14 protein-coding genes are annotated in these 16790 nt (G+C 37.6%); 10 read left to right on the top strand and 4 right to left on the bottom strand.

The window, feature by feature from the left end; genetic code table 11:
- The first annotated feature begins 18 nt into the window (after positions 1-18).
- On the top strand, positions 19-1272 hold the full coding sequence (locus MM239_RS01060; RefSeq protein WP_241345905.1) for a pyridoxal-dependent decarboxylase: 1254 nt from the start codon (positions 19-21) through the stop codon (positions 1270-1272).
- Between the two features lie 135 nt (positions 1273-1407).
- Here the strand turns inward: MM239_RS01060 and MM239_RS01055 are convergent, their stop codons facing one another.
- Positions 1408-1833: a hypothetical protein gene (locus tag MM239_RS01055; protein WP_241345904.1), complete on the bottom strand. Its 426-nt coding sequence runs from the start codon at positions 1831-1833 to the stop codon at positions 1408-1410.
- A 123-nt stretch (positions 1834-1956) separates the two neighbouring features.
- Between MM239_RS01055 and MM239_RS01050 the strand changes: the two genes are divergently transcribed.
- From MM239_RS01050 to MM239_RS01040, 3 genes are all read left to right on the top strand, one after another.
- Positions 1957-2958 carry a radical SAM/SPASM domain-containing protein gene (locus MM239_RS01050; protein WP_241345903.1) on the top strand — a complete coding sequence of 334 codons (1002 nt, stop codon included), beginning with the start codon at positions 1957-1959 and terminating at the stop codon, positions 2956-2958.
- A gap of 141 nt (positions 2959-3099) precedes the next feature.
- Entirely contained in the window at positions 3100-5721 is a 2622-nt protein-coding gene (locus tag MM239_RS01045; RefSeq protein ID WP_317235590.1) for an SLBB domain-containing protein, read from the top strand.
- A gap of 1 nt (position 5722) precedes the next feature.
- Positions 5723-6787: a Wzz/FepE/Etk N-terminal domain-containing protein gene (locus tag MM239_RS01040; RefSeq protein WP_241345902.1), complete on the top strand. Its 1065-nt coding sequence runs from the start codon at positions 5723-5725 to the stop codon at positions 6785-6787.
- Between the two features lie 84 nt (positions 6788-6871).
- On the opposite strand, the gene MM239_RS01035 is transcribed toward MM239_RS01040, so the two are convergent.
- The 3 genes from MM239_RS01035 to glf are packed head-to-tail and all read right to left on the bottom strand — an operon-like array spanning position 6872 to position 10329.
- On the bottom strand, positions 6872-7864 hold the full coding sequence (locus MM239_RS01035; protein WP_241345901.1) for a glycosyltransferase family 2 protein: 993 nt from the start codon (positions 7862-7864) through the stop codon (positions 6872-6874).
- 45 nt (positions 7865-7909) lie between these two features.
- Positions 7910-9187 carry a flippase gene (locus MM239_RS01030; protein WP_241345900.1) on the bottom strand — a complete coding sequence of 426 codons (1278 nt, stop codon included), beginning with the start codon at positions 9185-9187 and terminating at the stop codon, positions 7910-7912.
- Positions 9184-10329 carry a UDP-galactopyranose mutase gene (gene glf, locus MM239_RS01025; RefSeq protein ID WP_241345899.1) on the bottom strand — a complete coding sequence of 382 codons (1146 nt, stop codon included), beginning with the start codon at positions 10327-10329 and terminating at the stop codon, positions 9184-9186. The genes MM239_RS01030 and glf overlap by 4 nt, the downstream gene beginning before the upstream one ends.
- Before the next feature lie 307 nt (positions 10330-10636).
- On the opposite strand from glf, the gene MM239_RS01020 reads away from it, so the two are divergent.
- The 6 genes from MM239_RS01020 to MM239_RS00995 all read left to right on the top strand — a co-directional run bounded on the left by MM239_RS01020 (position 10637) and on the right by MM239_RS00995 (position 16775).
- Positions 10637-11572 (top strand): glycosyltransferase family 2 protein, encoded by a 936-nt coding sequence (locus tag MM239_RS01020; RefSeq protein WP_241345898.1) that lies wholly within the window; start codon positions 10637-10639, stop codon positions 11570-11572.
- 128 nt (positions 11573-11700) lie between these two features.
- A complete protein-coding gene (locus MM239_RS01015) occupies positions 11701-13020 on the top strand; it encodes an O-antigen ligase family protein (protein ID WP_317235589.1) in 1320 nt (439 codons plus the stop codon).
- Positions 13010-14146, top strand: a complete 1137-nt coding sequence (locus MM239_RS01010) for a glycosyltransferase family 4 protein (protein WP_241345896.1) — start codon at positions 13010-13012, stop codon at positions 14144-14146. The genes MM239_RS01015 and MM239_RS01010 overlap by 11 nt, the downstream gene beginning before the upstream one ends.
- Positions 14139-14852: an acyltransferase gene (locus MM239_RS01005; protein ID WP_241345895.1), complete on the top strand. Its 714-nt coding sequence runs from the start codon at positions 14139-14141 to the stop codon at positions 14850-14852. Before MM239_RS01010 ends, MM239_RS01005 begins: the two co-directional genes overlap by 8 nt.
- On the top strand, positions 14845-15600 hold the full coding sequence (locus tag MM239_RS01000; protein WP_241345894.1) for a class I SAM-dependent methyltransferase: 756 nt from the start codon (positions 14845-14847) through the stop codon (positions 15598-15600). Before MM239_RS01005 ends, MM239_RS01000 begins: the two co-directional genes overlap by 8 nt.
- A 2-nt stretch (positions 15601-15602) precedes the next feature.
- Positions 15603-16775, top strand: a complete 1173-nt coding sequence (locus MM239_RS00995; RefSeq protein ID WP_241345893.1) for a glycosyltransferase family 4 protein — start codon at positions 15603-15605, stop codon at positions 16773-16775.
- Positions 16776-16790: the final 15 nt, after the last annotated feature.

The raw sequence follows: 16790 nt of genomic DNA, 5'->3' as shown, positions 1-16790 counted from the left end.
TTTTAAAACATTACTATCATGTATTGGAAAAAACTGTCTCACGAAGAGATTAAAAATACTGTATTCAAAGCTTTAGGAGAAAATTTAGACTATAGAGGAGAAAGGCCGATTCTCGGAATTCCAGGAACATACCTTGACACAACAGAGTTTTATCCTGATGCTCCATTTCTCCAAGACGCACCTTATATGTCTGCCATGGTACGCAATCCCAACCACATTGGCGTACATACATTGAGTGAAAAATCAGTCCTTGAAGTGTTTGAAGGAACACAGAAAATTGAAAGAGACTTGATTAAATTGGTGGCAGAAGAGATATTTCATGGAGAGCAAGATACTCAAGATGGCTATGTGGCTACTGGAGGTACAGAAGCCAACATTCAAGCCATGTGGATTTATAGAAATTTCTTTATGAAAGACAAAGGAGCAAGATTGGGAGAAATCGGTTTGGTCTATTCTGAAGATTCACACTACTCAATGCCCAAAGGAGCAAACATCCTCAATTTGCAAAATATCATCCTCCAAGTTGATCCCGAAACAAGGCAGATACTTAAGTCTTCTTTAAATGAAAAAATCAAAGCCGCTAGGGAAGAGGGAATCAAATATTTCATTGTGATTGCCAATCTTTCCACGACGATGTTTGGCTCAGTAGATGATATTGATCTATTGGGGGACTATTTCAGTGACCAAAACGTAGACTTCAAGATTCATGTAGATGCTGCATATGGAGGGTTTATATATCCATTTACTAATCCCACTAGTCGATATACTTTCCAAAATCCCTACATGAACTCGATCACAGCTGATGGTCACAAGATGCTCCAAACACCCTATGGAACTGGTTTATTTTTGATCAGGAAAGGATTCATAGAATATGTCAAAACGGACGAAGCACAGTATATCCCAGGAAAAGATTTCACCATCAGTGGCAGTAGATCTGGTGCCAATGCTATCTCCATGTGGATGATTTTGAAGATCCATGGCTCTGAAGGATGGAAGTACAAAATGGAAACCCTCTGTGACAAAACTGAGCGGATATGTAAGAAACTGGAAAAAATGGATGTGGAATATTTTAGAAATCCCTACAACAATATCATCGCTATCAAAGCCAAATACATGTCTAGAGAACTTGCAGAAAAATACTACTTGGTGGCCAACACTTACGAATTTGAACCAGAATGGTACAAAATAGTGGTAATGCCACATGTAAAGCGCGGTACAATCGACAGCTTCCTGATAGAGCTAGCTGGAGAGCAGAAACAAGTGAAAGCATAGTACTGATTGAAAATATTTTGAACGAAAAAGAGCGAAGGATAAGACAACTTCGCTCTTTTTGATTTATTTAAAATATTGCATATTAACATCTTGTTCTGTATCCCCACAAAACATTTATAATTTTGGCATTTTAATTTACCTTTTGGCAAAAATATTTTTAGGACCATCACAAGGGCTTGTATCTACTTCAAGCCTATTATTTGATACTATTGTTACCGATTCTGTCGTAGCATTAGAATTACAGCTTTGAATTATTTCACTTGAACTTGAGAATGTTAATAATGCAAAAACTTCATCCTGAGTGGAATCAATCGTATAAGTTCCGCTTACTCTACTTTCCGTCCCATTAATGTCTCGTGTCTTTTGAAATGTACCATCTTGTCTGAATTGATAAGAAACAAAGTAATCGGCTTCACCTTCAGGAATATCCACTGGCCATGAACCAATAGTTTCAGTCAACTCCCAATTTCCAATTATTTGCTGATCAGGTGTTTCGTCCTCAGAACATGCAGAAAGGCCTAAAATTGTCCCAAGAATGATGATTGTAAAAATCTTTTTCATGATTTATAGTTTTTGGTTATGAAGTCTATACGGAGAATAACTAATAAATGTCTCAATTTATAAAGCTTTTTTAAAATAACAATTTATTAACTTGCCTTCCAATACCCGAAGGATCATCTATTTGTGAATAAATTAATCACTGCATATAGCTATTGGACACTACTCAGCTGGAGAAAAATTTCGAATTATTTCTTTTTGATTGCTTCTTTCCATTACAGCCGGTGGATCAAAAAACCAGTACTTTGGGGACGACCAACAACCCTGTCCATAGAGCCCACAACCAGCTGTAATCTCCGATGTCCTGAATGCCCAAGTGGATTAAGAAGCTTCTCCAGACCCACAGGAATGATCCAAGAAGAACTTTTCAAAAAAATCATAGACGATAATGGGCAATATCTAACCTATTTGCACCTCTACTTCCAAGGAGAACCCTACCTCCACCCAAAATTTCTTGATTTTGTGAGCTATGCAAGCCAAAGAAAAGTGTTTACCGCTACTTCTACCAATGCCCACTTCCTCACAGAGGAAATTGTGGATAAAACTTTGGATTCAGGACTCAAGCAACTGATAGTGTCCATGGATGGAATCACCCAAGAGATCTATCAAGAGTACCGTATCGGTGGAAAGCTATCCAAAGTCCATGCAGGCCTTAGCCTACTTATCCACAAAAGAACAGAGAGAAAATCGCTTTACCCGAGGATCATTTTGCAGTTTTTGGTAACAGGCAAAAACGAACATCAACTTGATGGCTTGAAAGATTGGGCAAAAATGATGAAAGTAGATGAACTTCAGTTGAAAACTGCCCAAATCTATGATTTTGAAAATGGATCAGAATTGATTCCAAAAAACATAAAATACTCAAGGTATATTCTTGGAAAAAATGGCAAATGGGAACTCAAAAAAGAAATAGAAAATAAATGCTGGAGAATGTGGCAAGGGTCAGTAATCACTTGGGATGGAAGGGTAGTGCCTTGCTGCTTTGACAAAGATGCTCAACATGTGATGGGGCAAATTCCCGTTGAAAAACTAAAAAATATATGGAAGAACACTTCCTATCAATCATTTAGAAATCAGTTACTAAGTGACAGGACACAAATCGAGATTTGTAAAAATTGTACTGAATAGTACTCGTATCGTTCAAATACAGCATTGAGCTGTTTCATAACAGCTTAGAATAACTATCTTTGCGGAAGTTCAAAGTATACTGCCATTAGTGTCCACTTTCAACATTTTGAAAGTTGGGAGTTTAAACCACTGTTTACAAATATGCATTTTCATTTTAAAGCAACGCTGAGATCCATTCTACTCGTCTTCATGATTCAAATGGTCTACTTTTCCTTGGAAAATCCAGTAGCCAATGCACAATCATTCCAAGAACTCGCAAATCTAAATGTAGATGAACTTAGTGATGATCAAATCAAGACCTTGGTGGAAAGAGCGGCTGAATCTGGCTTAAGTGAGTCAGAACTTATCCAAGCAGCAAGATTGAGAGGGGTACCCGCAAGTGAACTTGAGAAGTTAAAAGATAGAATCGATGCATTGGATCTTACCTCAAGTCCCTCTCGTCCAACTGGTCAAGTTGGAAAAAGAAACCAAAGAAATCAGGTAGATCTATCGGAAATCACAAGGGGATTGAAGCGAGCGCAACAGCCACAGGCAAGTGAAAACAACCCCACAAGCATATTTGGTGCGGATTTGTTTTACAACAATCAAAGAACATTAACTTTTGAACCAAACATCAATGCTCCAACCCCAAAAAATTACATTTTGGGTCCTGGAGACATGTTGTATGTTGATATTTATGGTCAGTCTGAGCGCTACTTAGAAATGAGCATTAATGCTGATGGAGCTGCAATTTTAGAAAACGTCGGACCTGTAAGTCTTTCAGGAAAGTCAATAGAGGAAGCCACAGCAATCATCAAAAACAGGCTATCGGCTTTCTACGGAGGTATGAATGGCTCCAATCCAAGCACTTTTGTGCAAGTGACGCTTGGCAATGTAAAATCGATCAAAGTGCACTTAGTCGGAGAATTGAGACTACCTGGTACTTTTACACTCAGTGCTTTCAGTACCGTATTCAATGCATTGTATGCAGCAGGTGGCCCTAATGAAAACGGAACTTACAGAAATATCAAGCTGGTAAGAAAAAACAAAACTGTAGCCACTATAGATATTTATGAGTTTCTCATCCATGGAACAGCCAACTTGAATCAGCAACTAGAGGATCAGGATGTTATATTGGTAGAGCCTTTTGAATCAAGGGTTACATTGGAAGGAGAGGTCAAGAGACCGAAGATTTTTGAAGTAAAAAGCGAAGAGACTTTCGCCCAGCTATTAAAATTTGCCGGAGGGTTTACAGATGAGGCTTTCAAAGATAGGATTTCTGTGTCTAGGATCAGTGGGAAAGAGAGGTCGGTTTCAGACATTTTCAAAAATCAATTCGACATCTTTACCGTAAAAGGCGGGGATAAATATCAAATCAACAAAGTACTGAATAGATATTCTAATAGAGTTCAAATAAAAGGAGCAGTCTTCAGGTCTGGCGACTATGCGCTTACAGATGGACTTACGTTGAAAAAACTCATTGAAAATGCTGATGGAGTAAGAGGAGAAGCCTACCTTGACCGCGCCAGCATTCTCAGAACTCACGACGACTTGAGCACTGAGGTGATATCTATAAACTTGAGAGAAATCCTCAATGGATCTGCCTCAGATATTCCATTGCAAAGAGAAGATGTGATAAGGATTTCGAGTATCTATGACTTACAAGAAGAGTTCTATGTACAAATCACTGGAGAAGTAAAAAAACCTGGCACCTATCCATTTTCTAAGAACATGACTGTAGAAGACTTGATCATCTTGGCAGGAGGATTGAGAGAATCCGCAAGCACACAGGATATTGAGATTTCACGAAGAGTTGGCGATCCACAGGAAGGCATGTTTTCGACTTTGATACCAGTGCAAATCAACCAAAACTTATTACCAAGTGAGTCAGTGCATACCTTAGAGGCATTCGATAATGTAATCATAAGAAGAAGACCAAACTTCACGCTAGAAAAAATGGTCTACATAGAGGGACAAGTGAATTCTCCTGGTGCTTTTGCAGTGCAATCAGCTCAGGAAAGAATATCTGATGTAGTAAGAAGGGCAGGAGGACTTACCAATTTCGCATACCCAAAGGGAGCTACTTTGATCAGAAGAACGGAATATTACAATACTGAATCTGAACAGATTAGAAGACAGATGAGACTTCTCGATCTTCAGGAAAAGTTGAGCCTTGACCCTAATAACACAGAAGCTCAAGAATTACTTTTAGAAAGGTTGTTCAAAGATTTAGGCAACAATTCACTCGAAAAAAGTGCCGCTGAAAGTTCCGCAGTATTTGATGTCAAGAAAGAAACTATAGCTGGAATCGCAGAAAGCAAAGGGGATTTTGGTCAAGTGAAAATCCGAGAAACTGAAGCTGTAGCCATAGACCTTCAGAAGATTCTTCAGCAACCTGGTTCTCAGTTTGACCTTATTTTAGAAGAGGGAGACATCATTTCTATTCCAAGACAATTGCAGACAGTGAGGCTTAGAGGAAATGTAGTGTACCCCACTACAGTGCGGTATGAGCAAATGAGGGGCTTGAAGCATTATATCGACAAGGCTGGAGGATTTGACAACAGGTCCAATAGAAAGAGAACCTATGTAGTCTATGCCAATGGGGACGTTGCGAGAACAAAAAGCTTCCTAGGTATACGAGTATATCCTCAAATGGACGCTGGAGCTGAAATCTTTGTACCTTCCAAAGGACCAAGGATCCCACTTAAGCCAGGAGAACTCGTAGGTCTTACTACTGGTCTGGCCACACTTGTACTGATTGTAACACAGATAAGGCAAAACTAAAATGGCAGAGCACCATATTTTAGACGATAAAATCACACTAAATGAACTCGTGCAGAGAACCAAGGGTTGGATGCATTATTACAAAAGTATGTGGCTATACTTATTGATTTCAGCAATCATAGGAATGGCACTGGGTGCTGCATATTCATTCCTCAAAAAACCAGTATATGCTGCTGAAACAATTTTCGTCCTCGAAGAATCCAGTGGAAGCGGATTAGGGCAAGTATCTGGATTAGCATCTTTGGTAGGTATGAACCTTGGGAATCTTGGAGGATCAAGCGGCCTTTTTCAAGGGGATAATATCATGGAGCTTTACAAGTCAAACAATATGCTTGACAAGACACTCTTAAGTCCATTTGATAGCGAGGTCCTGCTCGTAGACCGATATATAAAATTCCATAAGATTGATGAAAAATGGAGTAAAAAAGTTGATATCAAAAGCATGAATTTTGGAATCGACAGGAGTGAATTCTCTGTGACTCAAGACTCTGTTTTGAAAGAAATCTCTCAAATCATCAGGGAAAAACACCTCTCTGTAGCTAAACCAGACAGGAAACTTACCATCATAAAAGTAGATATTACCTCAAAAGATGAAGCTTTCGCAAAAGTCTTCAATGAGACCTTAGTAGAAAACGTCAATAACTTCTATTTCGAAACCAAGACGAAGAAAACTTCTGAAAACTTAGAAATTCTTCAATCTCAAGCTGATTCAGTTAGAAAGATCCTTGATACAAGTTTAGAAGACTTTGCGACCCTCACCGATAAGACTCCCAACCCTAATCCATTACTACAAGCAGCAATTGTCGGTGTGAGAAAAAAACAAGTTGATGTACAGGCTACTACAGCAATCTACTCTGAGATCGTAAAAAACCTTGAAGTTGCAAAAGTTAATCAAAGAAATACATCCCCTCTTATTCAAATAATAGATGGGCCTAGGTTTCCACTTGACAGGTATGAGGTCAAGCTTTTCAAAGGTTTGGTTCTTGGAGGAATGATTGCTCTTGTATTTTGTTTTTTAGCACTTTATCTCAAAGAGCTGAACAGGAAATACCTCAGAGAAAACTAAGATATAATCAATAAATACCCAACGCAGAAACTTTTCTCTAATTCAGAATAGAAAGCGAGTGCTCATGTAAATTTGACCAATAAACTACTTCATATATTTTTTCTCTTGACCCCAGTGCTCTTTTAAGCCATCCATAGTGGCTTTAAAACAAAGTCTCAAGGAAGAAAAGTCACCTTTTGGAACAAAATAAATGAGGTACTTCATGAAAGTCGTCAAAATAGATTTCGGAAAGTGCATTTTGTGAATGTATGCAGTATTTCTCACATTGCAGTAATCCTTGAAAGGGATGCCTGACCAAGCTATAAAATAGCCCCCAAAAGGTAAATTTAAAATCTTGGTAGCCGCTTTAGGGTGATAATGAATTGCCGAGGTCACTGTAACTATACCTAATCCAGAATTTGAGGCCCTAAATTGATAGTCTACTTCATCTCCCCAGATAAACATTTCTTTCTTTGGATATCCAATTTTCTCTATTAAAACTCTTGAAACCAAAGTACCATTGAATGGATTTGCTTGTCCAATAATAATCCCATCTTCTGAATTTTCAACTACTTCCTTTCTATCTCTAAACTCCCCCTGACCATTAGGATTTTTCAGTTCAAAGCTCAGTTTTTCTGGATTTTCTATGTCTACCACCAAAGCATTCAAAAAATTGGCTTTGGAAGTATAAAGTAAAAGCTCCTGCAAAGCAATAGTATCAGCCATGCCATCATCATCCATAAGCCAAAGCCAATCATACCCTGCCTCATACCCAAATTTCACACCTTCATAGAAACCTCCAGCACCTCCAGAGTTGACTGGTAAGCCAATAAAGATAATTTTAACCAAATCTCCAGAAGAATTTTTAGCAGTGACCAGCTTTTCCAAAACGACTTTTTCAACATTTCCGCCATACCCAACCTCGTCTAAAAAACCACTTGATTGAAGTAACGTTTGCGTGCCATCAGTCGAGCAGTTGTCTACTACTACTATTGCGTCTAAAGTCCTTTCTTGTTTAAGCAATGCTTCCAAACAAGAAAGTAGTTGATATTTTCTGTTGTAGGTTACAACTACAGCAGCAACTTTCAATTTATTCATTTGGGTATATACTTATTTGAGTTTCGAAGATAATAGACTTTTTGTTCAACTATTGCCAATTGAAGCCCTTAGTTCTCTTTTGAAATAATAAATTGAGAAAATAGTACCCAAAACCTCTGTAACCACAACACCTATCGCTGCTCCTACAATTCCAAAAAAGGGAATGAGTAGACAGATTAAAAATACATGAACGATACCAATCAAACTCAAATACTTACTGACCAAATCTGCCTTCCCCATATTATACAAACCCTGAACCGCACAGAGATTACTTATAGCTATGATTAATGGCAAAAAGGACATGATTCTCAATAAAACTATGGAAGGTTTGTATTGATCTCCCAATAATAGGTCGCTAATAGGCTCAGCAAAGATTAATAGCACCAGAGAAATGAAAAATGAAAAAAGAATAATAACCTTACCGATTTTGTAAATAAAAGATGCTCCTGTACGCAAGTTTGTATGAATTTTTTTGCTTATCAGAGGATATATGGCTTGTGAAACTGGCCCATTGAGCCCTTTTACAGCGTGTACGATTTTTTCGGCAGCAGCATAATACCCTACAAGAGTATTGTTGGTAAACAGGCCAAGAATGAATGTAGTTGAAGTTGTGAATAAACTGATGGCTAGTGTGGATGTAAATATATACCAGCCATCTTTGAAGTGATTTTTAAGGATAAACCACGAGGGAAGATAAAAGAAAACTCTGAATTTCCGCTTGGCAAATATCATAGAAAGAGTCCCTGAAACAATAAAGCCAGCTGAGGTAAGCCCCTGCACTAAAAGATAATCATCTTGTTCCCTGATTAGAGTAAAAATGCTAAGAGTAAAAAGGACTTTTGTACTCACATTGATGAAGGTAATATATTTCATCTTTTCCATACCTTGAAAAAGCCATATTGGAAACAAAAACTGTCCAATTACCATCCCAAATGTGATCATATAAAGCTCCCAATGATTTCTGAATTTTTCAATAAAGTATACCAAAAAACACATAATCAAAAAGCTGATAAGCATTAGAAGAAATTTGATGATCATTGTGGCATTAAATATCTCATTTACCTTTTTCGAATCGTCCCTATGAATAGAAACCTGCCTTGTTGCAGAAAGATTAAACCCATAATCAGTGATCAATGCAAAATAAGTAATCGTCGCAGTAGCGAAAGCCAGCAATCCAAAAAAATCTGGCTCAAGTATTCTCACCAAATAAGGGACTGTCAATAGCGGTAATATATAGTTGACAATTTGTATTGTCCCTAATGAGAAAACATTTGTTAACAATCTCCTATGATCCTCATGCTTTAAATACCTTCTTATGCTCATGTCGGATCTATAAAAAATGAAGGAATTTGCTTTCCAGATCGGATACAAGACAATACTGCTTTGCTTGCTTCAAGAGCTTCTTTGACAGTGACGTCCATGTCTAAGTATCTGTAAGTCCCTAACCTACCCAAAAAACTAACTCCATCTTGCTTTTTTGCCAAAACCAAATACTCATGGAGCATTTTCTTTTCATCCAGTAATCGAATTGGATAATATGGAATATCTCCTGGTTCACAAGCTTTGCTATATTCTTTAAATACTATTGTCTTTTCATGAGATTCCCAAGGAGCGAAATGCTTGTGTTCCGATATTCGTGTGAAAGGAACATCCGAGTCACTATAATTCATTACCGCACAACCTTGATAATCCCCGCTATGAATTTCCTTTTTGAAATCTAATGTCCTATAACCCAATCTACCAAAAGCATAGCCAAACCATGCATCAATTGGACCAGTATAAAAAATATGATCGAAATGTGTATGTCCTTCTTGGTCAAACTTTGTATTTAGCTTAATTTCTATCAATTGATGATCAAGCAGTTTCTCAAATATGGGTGTATATCCATCTTTCGGTATTCCCTGATACTTATGATTGAAATAGTTATCGTTATAATTGAACCTAAGCGGTAGTCGCTTTAATATACTCGCAGGTAATGACTTAGGACTTATGCCCCATTGTTTCTCTGTATACCCCTTGAAGAAAGCCTCATATAGCTCTCTACCTACAAACTTGAGTGCTTGCTCTTCAAAAGATTGAGGTAAATCAATCGTTTGGTCAGCGAGCTCATGGATATGACTTTCTGCTTCCTTAGGACCATATGCTTTGCCAAAAAACTGATTGATTGTATGTAAATTGATAGGCAATGAGTATACATTTTGCTTGAATGTCGCCTTTACTCTATTGACATAGGGCATAAAATCTACAAAACGATTGACATACTCCCAAACCTTCTCATCGTCAGTATGAAAAATATGTGGACCATAACGATGAACCATAACTCCTGTTTCTGCATCCCTTTCAGTATAGCAGTTGCCTCCCAAATGATCCCTGCTTTCGAATACAGTAACCTGATGCCCATCCATTGCCAACTCTCTAGCCAAAACTGCTCCTGAAAAACCCGCTCCTGCGATAGCAAAATTCATATTCTTATGTTTTCTCCAAAGTATAGTTCAAATGTAGACAAGATTTATTTATAAACCCTCCAAAACTGCCTCCACATTATGACATAGAAAAGAAATTTTCAAAACCCAAATTAGTATTTACTATTTGAAAAAACATGTTTTTACGTCAATTCTTGAACAGAACAAAATAATAAATTTAAGTAAAATGAAATCCTAACTTAAATATTCAAAAGATGTTATCTTCATTAAAACTTGGTAAGATTTCTCATCAAATTTTCTACTTTTGTAGAGAATAATTTTCAACTAAAGCGCTACTCCTTCTATACACATGGCTTATTCTTCTGTTGCCATTATCCTTGTCAATTGGAACACCTATGATTTTTCAAAAAGTTGTTTGAACCAACTCAAATCTATTTCCTACCCCAATCACAAAATCTTCTTAGTCGACAATGGCTCAACCGATAGAAGTGGTCAAAAACTGAGGGAAGAATTTCCTGAAGTCACATTTCATCAAAACCAAACAAACCTAGGTTTTACTGGCGGCAACAATGTAGGCATTAAAATGGCTCAGCAAGAGCTTTTTGATTACATCTTATTATTAAATAATGACACCTACTTTGATTCTTTGTTTTTAGACCCATTAGTAAACTATCTAGATCGGAATCAAGGAGTGGGAGCAGTACAGCCATTAATTTTTGAAAAAGAAGACTCCTCCAAAATATGGCATGCAGGTGGAGTTATCCACAAGTTCAAGGGAAAGGTAGAAAGTATAACTCAAGCATTGTCGTCTGAAAAACCGTACGAAACAGATTGGTTAACTGGTTGTGCTTTTATGGTTCGGAGAAAGCTAGTTGATGAAATCGGACCATTAAAAACGACATACTTTGCCTATTTTGAAGACGTTGATTGGTCTTTGAGGATTAGGGAAAATGGTGCAATGCTCTATATTATTCCGGCGTCTGTCCTTTACCATGAAGTCAGTGGATCTACCAAAGCAAAGAAAAAACATAGGGAAGGATTCTTAAGTCCAATCAATCACTACCTAAATATCCGAAACCAATTGCTATTACTCAAGTCTCATCCCAATCAGTTTGTTGGGATTAGTGCTTGGCCATTTCAAACCTTTAAGATAATAGCATACTTAAGTTATTTTGTGATAAGGTTTAGATTCAAGAAACTTCGAGCTGGATATCACGGGTTGCTAGATGGTATTCGCCATGATCCGAGCTCCAGAAAGCTTCCAGATATCAGGGCATATTTATAGTCAATTGGTTAAATTCAGGTATATTTCGAATTCAAAAGTAACAACAGTTTCCTATAATAATGCACATTGTGATATTCCTTCTTTTAGCTATAATTTTCTCTCTGACCTTGAGTTGGACAGTGAAAAACATGGTTATCAAAGGAAAATGGGAATATGTGATCTATTTTTTATTGATATATTTTCCAGTATATACCGTGTTTTTGAGTGTAGCATATGCTACGACTAACTCTGAATTGATGGTTAAAGGATTTCAATTCCTAAAAGACCTAGTCGTAATCATTTCCTTTTTGTTTTTTATCTTATTCCAAAAAAACCTGTTCGCGTACCCTTTGAGGTTGACACCTGTTGATAAGCTGTTTTTAGCCTTTATCGGTATGGCTACATTTTTCCTTTTCGCTCCGATTGGAGATGCTTCATTTGTTGCCAAGATCTTTTACTATAAAGGTATGATTGTTCCAGCATTGATATACTTCATTGGACGCAATACAAAGTTCGATGATTTTGAATCTGGGTTGATTTTCAAAATCATTTTTGCTGTAGTTATTATTGGTTTTGGTGTGAATATGCTAGAATTATTATCTGATACCCATTTGCAAAGCAAGACTGGCTATGCTGCATTCAACTGGGCACTAAATGATGTAGAACCTACAGGTAACTTTGGCTTGTCTTGGACCTTCGAGACACAGGCCATTACCAAAAGATTTGCATCAATCTATTCTGACCCTCTTGAACTGTCTAGTTCGGTATTGATGGGGTTTGCGGCAGGATTGATATTCTTTTTGACAAGCAAAAGGGATGAAGCAAACTATTACCTATTGATAATGGCATTTGCCTTTATCAGTTTGATGTTAGCCTCCTCAAGAGCTTCCTTTGCAGCATTCTTTGTAATGTTGTTTTTTGTCGCAATCACCTTTAGGTTATATACCTTAATCATGGTAGGTGTTTCTTTGGTACTCTCTTTCGTGATTTTTGTAGTATTCTTTGCTTCTGAAGATTTCTATTACTTTGTAATTGATACACTTACCTTCCAGAACCTATCCAGTGTGGGACACTTGGTGGAGTGGGCTATAGCCTTAGATGGAATGATCGCTCAGCCTCTAGGGGTAGGACTGGCTATGAGTGGGAGTGTTGGCAGTGTGGATGAAGAATTGAAAATAGGAGGTGAAAATCAATTCCTAATATATGGCGTCCAACTAGGCTGGATAGGAATGCTTATCTACATTTTACTTCTTGGATACTCGATAGTACACAGTGTAAAAGTCTTCAAAACGAATAATAACCTGATGACCTCAAGAATCGCATTCACAGGTGCTGCCGCCAAATGTGCCTTGATTTTGCCGCTTTTCACAGCAAATGCTGAACTTTACCTTTATGTCAGTTGGACTTCTTGGTGGATGGTTGGATATGCGATGAACAATTACCCAAGAACGCCGCATCATGAAGCATAAAAAAAGAGTTTTGATTGATGTTTATTATTTGTATGTAGCCCAAACAGGAATCAAAACCTACATCCAATCAGTCTGTGAGGAAGTTTCTTCAAGAAAAGATACTGATCTCACTTACATCATAAGTCCTGATTTCAATAAAGTAAGTGATTCGAATTTTTTCAAAGGAAAAACTCCAAAGTGGAAAAACCTCCTTTTTCAACTCCTCTATTTTGTGAGAAAACAGATTACTTTGCCCATTTTATCATTTTGGTACAAAGCTGATCTGGTCTTTAGCCCTGATATCTTAAGTCCAGTTTGGAGTAGAGGCAAGAAAATATCTGTTTTGCACGATACCTTCTTTTGGGACAATCCAGAGCATTATCAGCGCCAATGGCTCCGATACTACACCTTCTTCCTTGAAAAAGGTCTCAAAAAAAATGCCTCTATCATTACGATTACTGATTACTCTAAGCAGAAAATTAAAAGTTTACCTCAATTCGAGCACTTGCAAGTCGATGTAGTATATCCTTCATCGGGCCTTACAAAAAATGTGGATAACGCAAAAAATTCAGCCATTAGAGCTCTCCATCGATATTTTCTTCATGTGGGTGTAATGGAAAAAAGGAAAAACCTGAGGCTTCTAATAGAAGCATTTTCTCAACTTATCCACATTCCTGACTATGCAGATATCAAGCTCTACCTTGTGGGTCAACGAGGGCCAAGGGTAGATTTGGATGATTATGATGACCTTGTGTCTTTAGTAGAAAAGAAAAAACTAGAAAATAGCATAGTTTTCCCTGGCTACGTTTCATCCAGTAAGCTAAAGGAACTATTTCAAAATGCTACGGCTTATGTTTTTCCATCGTCCAATGAAGGATTTGGACTACCCATTTTAGAGGCATTTTCATATGGCTTACCTGTTATCATCTCCAACCAGGGTGCTCTCAAAGAGGTTGCGGGAGATGCGGCCATCGTATTAGGTGAAAATTCAGCTGAAGAACTTCGAGCAAAAATGAGCTTGATTCTTGAAAATGAATCTTTGAGAAATGAAATGAAAGAAAAAGGGATAAACCGACTAAAGAAATTCACAACGGAGAAGTTTTTTATATCTTTGGAACAAACTTTCAAAGCTATTCTAAATGAGTAATTTTCTTGGGACGAGTATTTCTAAAATTACTGGAGTAGATTTCAGTGATCGATTTGGTCCAGATTGGGATAGTTTATCCACAATGGGTGTAATGACACGCATGTTAGGAAACATGATCAGAGGATTGTGGTATCGTTGGAGATTTAAAAGTACCAAAGGATTGTTTCTGATCGGAAAAGGAGTTACGATTAGACAGGCAAAGTACATTGAAGTTGGTAAAAACTTCATCGCACAAGATCATTGCGAGATCAATGGACTCGCAGAAAAGGGCTTGATTTTTGGAGATAAGGTCACCGTCGGTAGCTACGCAATCATAAGACCTACAAACCTTTATGGTGGGGAAGCAGGTGTCGGACTAAAGGTGGGAAACAACAGTAGCATCGGACCATACAGCTATATCGGGTGCTCGGGTTATATAGAAATTGGGGACAATGTGATGATGTCACCTAGGGTAAGTATATATGCTGAAAACCACAATTTCAATGATGTGGATAAGCCAATGATAGATCAAGGAGTCACTAGATCATTTGTAAAAATAGAGGATGATTGTTGGATTGCTGCAAACAGTGTGATATTAGCTGGTGTCACGATCGGCAAAGGCTCTATCGTAGCCGCTGGTTCTGTGGTAACCAAAGATGTACCAGCATACAGCATTGTAGGTGGAAACCCTGCAAAAATTATCAAATCAAGGAAAAGTAATGCATGATTCTTTAAGCAATTGGAAAACATTCGGAAAGCATGACCCATATTATGGGGTACTTTCTGATGAGAAGTACAAAACAGAAAACCTCACTGGCGAGAGTATCAGAGAGTTTTTTCAAACGGGAGAGGAATATGTTCAGGAGACATCAAAGAGGATCGAAGAAAATTTTTCTTTTCAGATTTCTAGTGCTTCAATTTTGGATTTTGGTTGTGGGGTAGGTAGACTTGCCATACCTTTTGCTAGACAGACACAGCAGGTAGTGATAGGACTTGATATATCTACTGATATCATAGCCAAAGCGAAAGAACATGCTCAAGCACTTGATTCCAAAAATCTTGAGTTTATCGTTTATGACGGAAAAAAACTCCCCAAGCTTCCCTCTTTTGACTTGGTAAACTCCTACATAGTACTTCAACATATAGAGAAACAAAGAGGTCTGGCAATCATTGAAGAGTTAATCCAAAAAATCAAAATAGGAGGTATTGCCCATATTCAGATTACACACGGGCATAAGTTACCAGCACATACTTACCTCAACTTTTATCTAAGAACAAAAGTATCTTGGTACAATTTTCTATACTCTTCATTGAAGCATAGAAAACTTATGAGTGAACCTGTAATGCAAATGAATCTGTACGATAAAAAATCCCTTCACAAACTATTCTCAAAATACAGTAGTGATATAGTAGAAGTACAAACAGACCATGGGGGATTTATCGGTAGTTTTTTTATGTTTAGGAGAGAAAAATAAAAATGAGTTTGCAAAGTTATCCACATAAAAGAATACTGATGCTTCATAGCTCTTCGGACCTTTATGGAGCCAGCAAAATTTTTCTGATTTCCATACAAGCCTTAAAAAAACATGGCTTCGAGATCGATGTGGTGCTCTCCGAAGACGGACCATTGGTCACAGAGATCAAAAAGGAAGCTATAAATGTTCATATCCAAAAGCTAGGAATTCTCAGAAGGAAATATTTCAACATAAAAGGACTTATCAACAGGGCGAGCACACTCTATGAGGCTCATTCATTCTTAGGCAAAATAATCGAATCAAGAAAGATTGATATCATATACTCAAATACCTCAGCTGTACTTGTAGGAGGATGGGTTGCCAAAAAGCACAACTTGCCTCATGTAACACATTTACACGAAATCATAGCTTCTCCATCCTGGCTGAAAGGTTTTCTTGGAAAAGTTATCAACAAACATTCAAATTTGGTTATTGCAGTTTCAAAAGCTGTCAAAGATAGCTGGTCAGATAAGATTGAGCCCAAGAAAATAAATTTATTATACAACGGGATCCCTCATCAACCTTACCATGAAATCACTTCGAAGATAAATCAAGATCTTCCTAAGGAAAGTGAAGGTAAGATACTCATTGGTATGATTGCTAGAGTAAATCACTGGAAAGGTCAACACTACTTTATAGAAATTGCCGAACAACTCAGCAAAACAAAAAGCGGATTACATTTCATCATCGTAGGTGATGCCTTTCCTGGTACAGAACATTTTGTGGATAGCTTGCTCAGAAAGATTTCGAGGTCAGGGATTAAAGAAAAGATTTCTTACCTAGGATATCGCACAGACATTCCTGAGATATTGAATACCCTAGATATATTTATATTGCCATCGATACTACCAGACCCATTGCCGACTACAGTACTAGAGGCCATGGCAGCGGGAAAGCCCGTAATCGCTACCAATATTGGAGGAGCTAGAGAAATGGTAATAGATGGTGACACTGGTCTACTTATCCCTTTCGATAATGCAGAGGTCGCAGCAAAAGCAATGCTTCAACTGATCGAAAACCCTGAACTCATTCAAACAATGGGAAAGAATGGTCAAGAAAGACAAAAAATAGCGTTTTCAGAAGATGCTTATGTGGATAACTTTGCAAAAGTTATTCAAAAAGCCTGTAAACCATGAAATTGAAAATTGAAC

Origin of the sequence: Belliella filtrata (assembly GCF_022549775.1) — a bacterium.
Taxonomy (GTDB): Bacteria; Bacteroidota; Bacteroidia; order Cytophagales; family Cyclobacteriaceae; genus Belliella; species Belliella filtrata.
The sequence above is the reverse complement of the archived record's forward strand: the minus strand, read 5'-3'. Positions and strand labels throughout refer to the sequence as shown.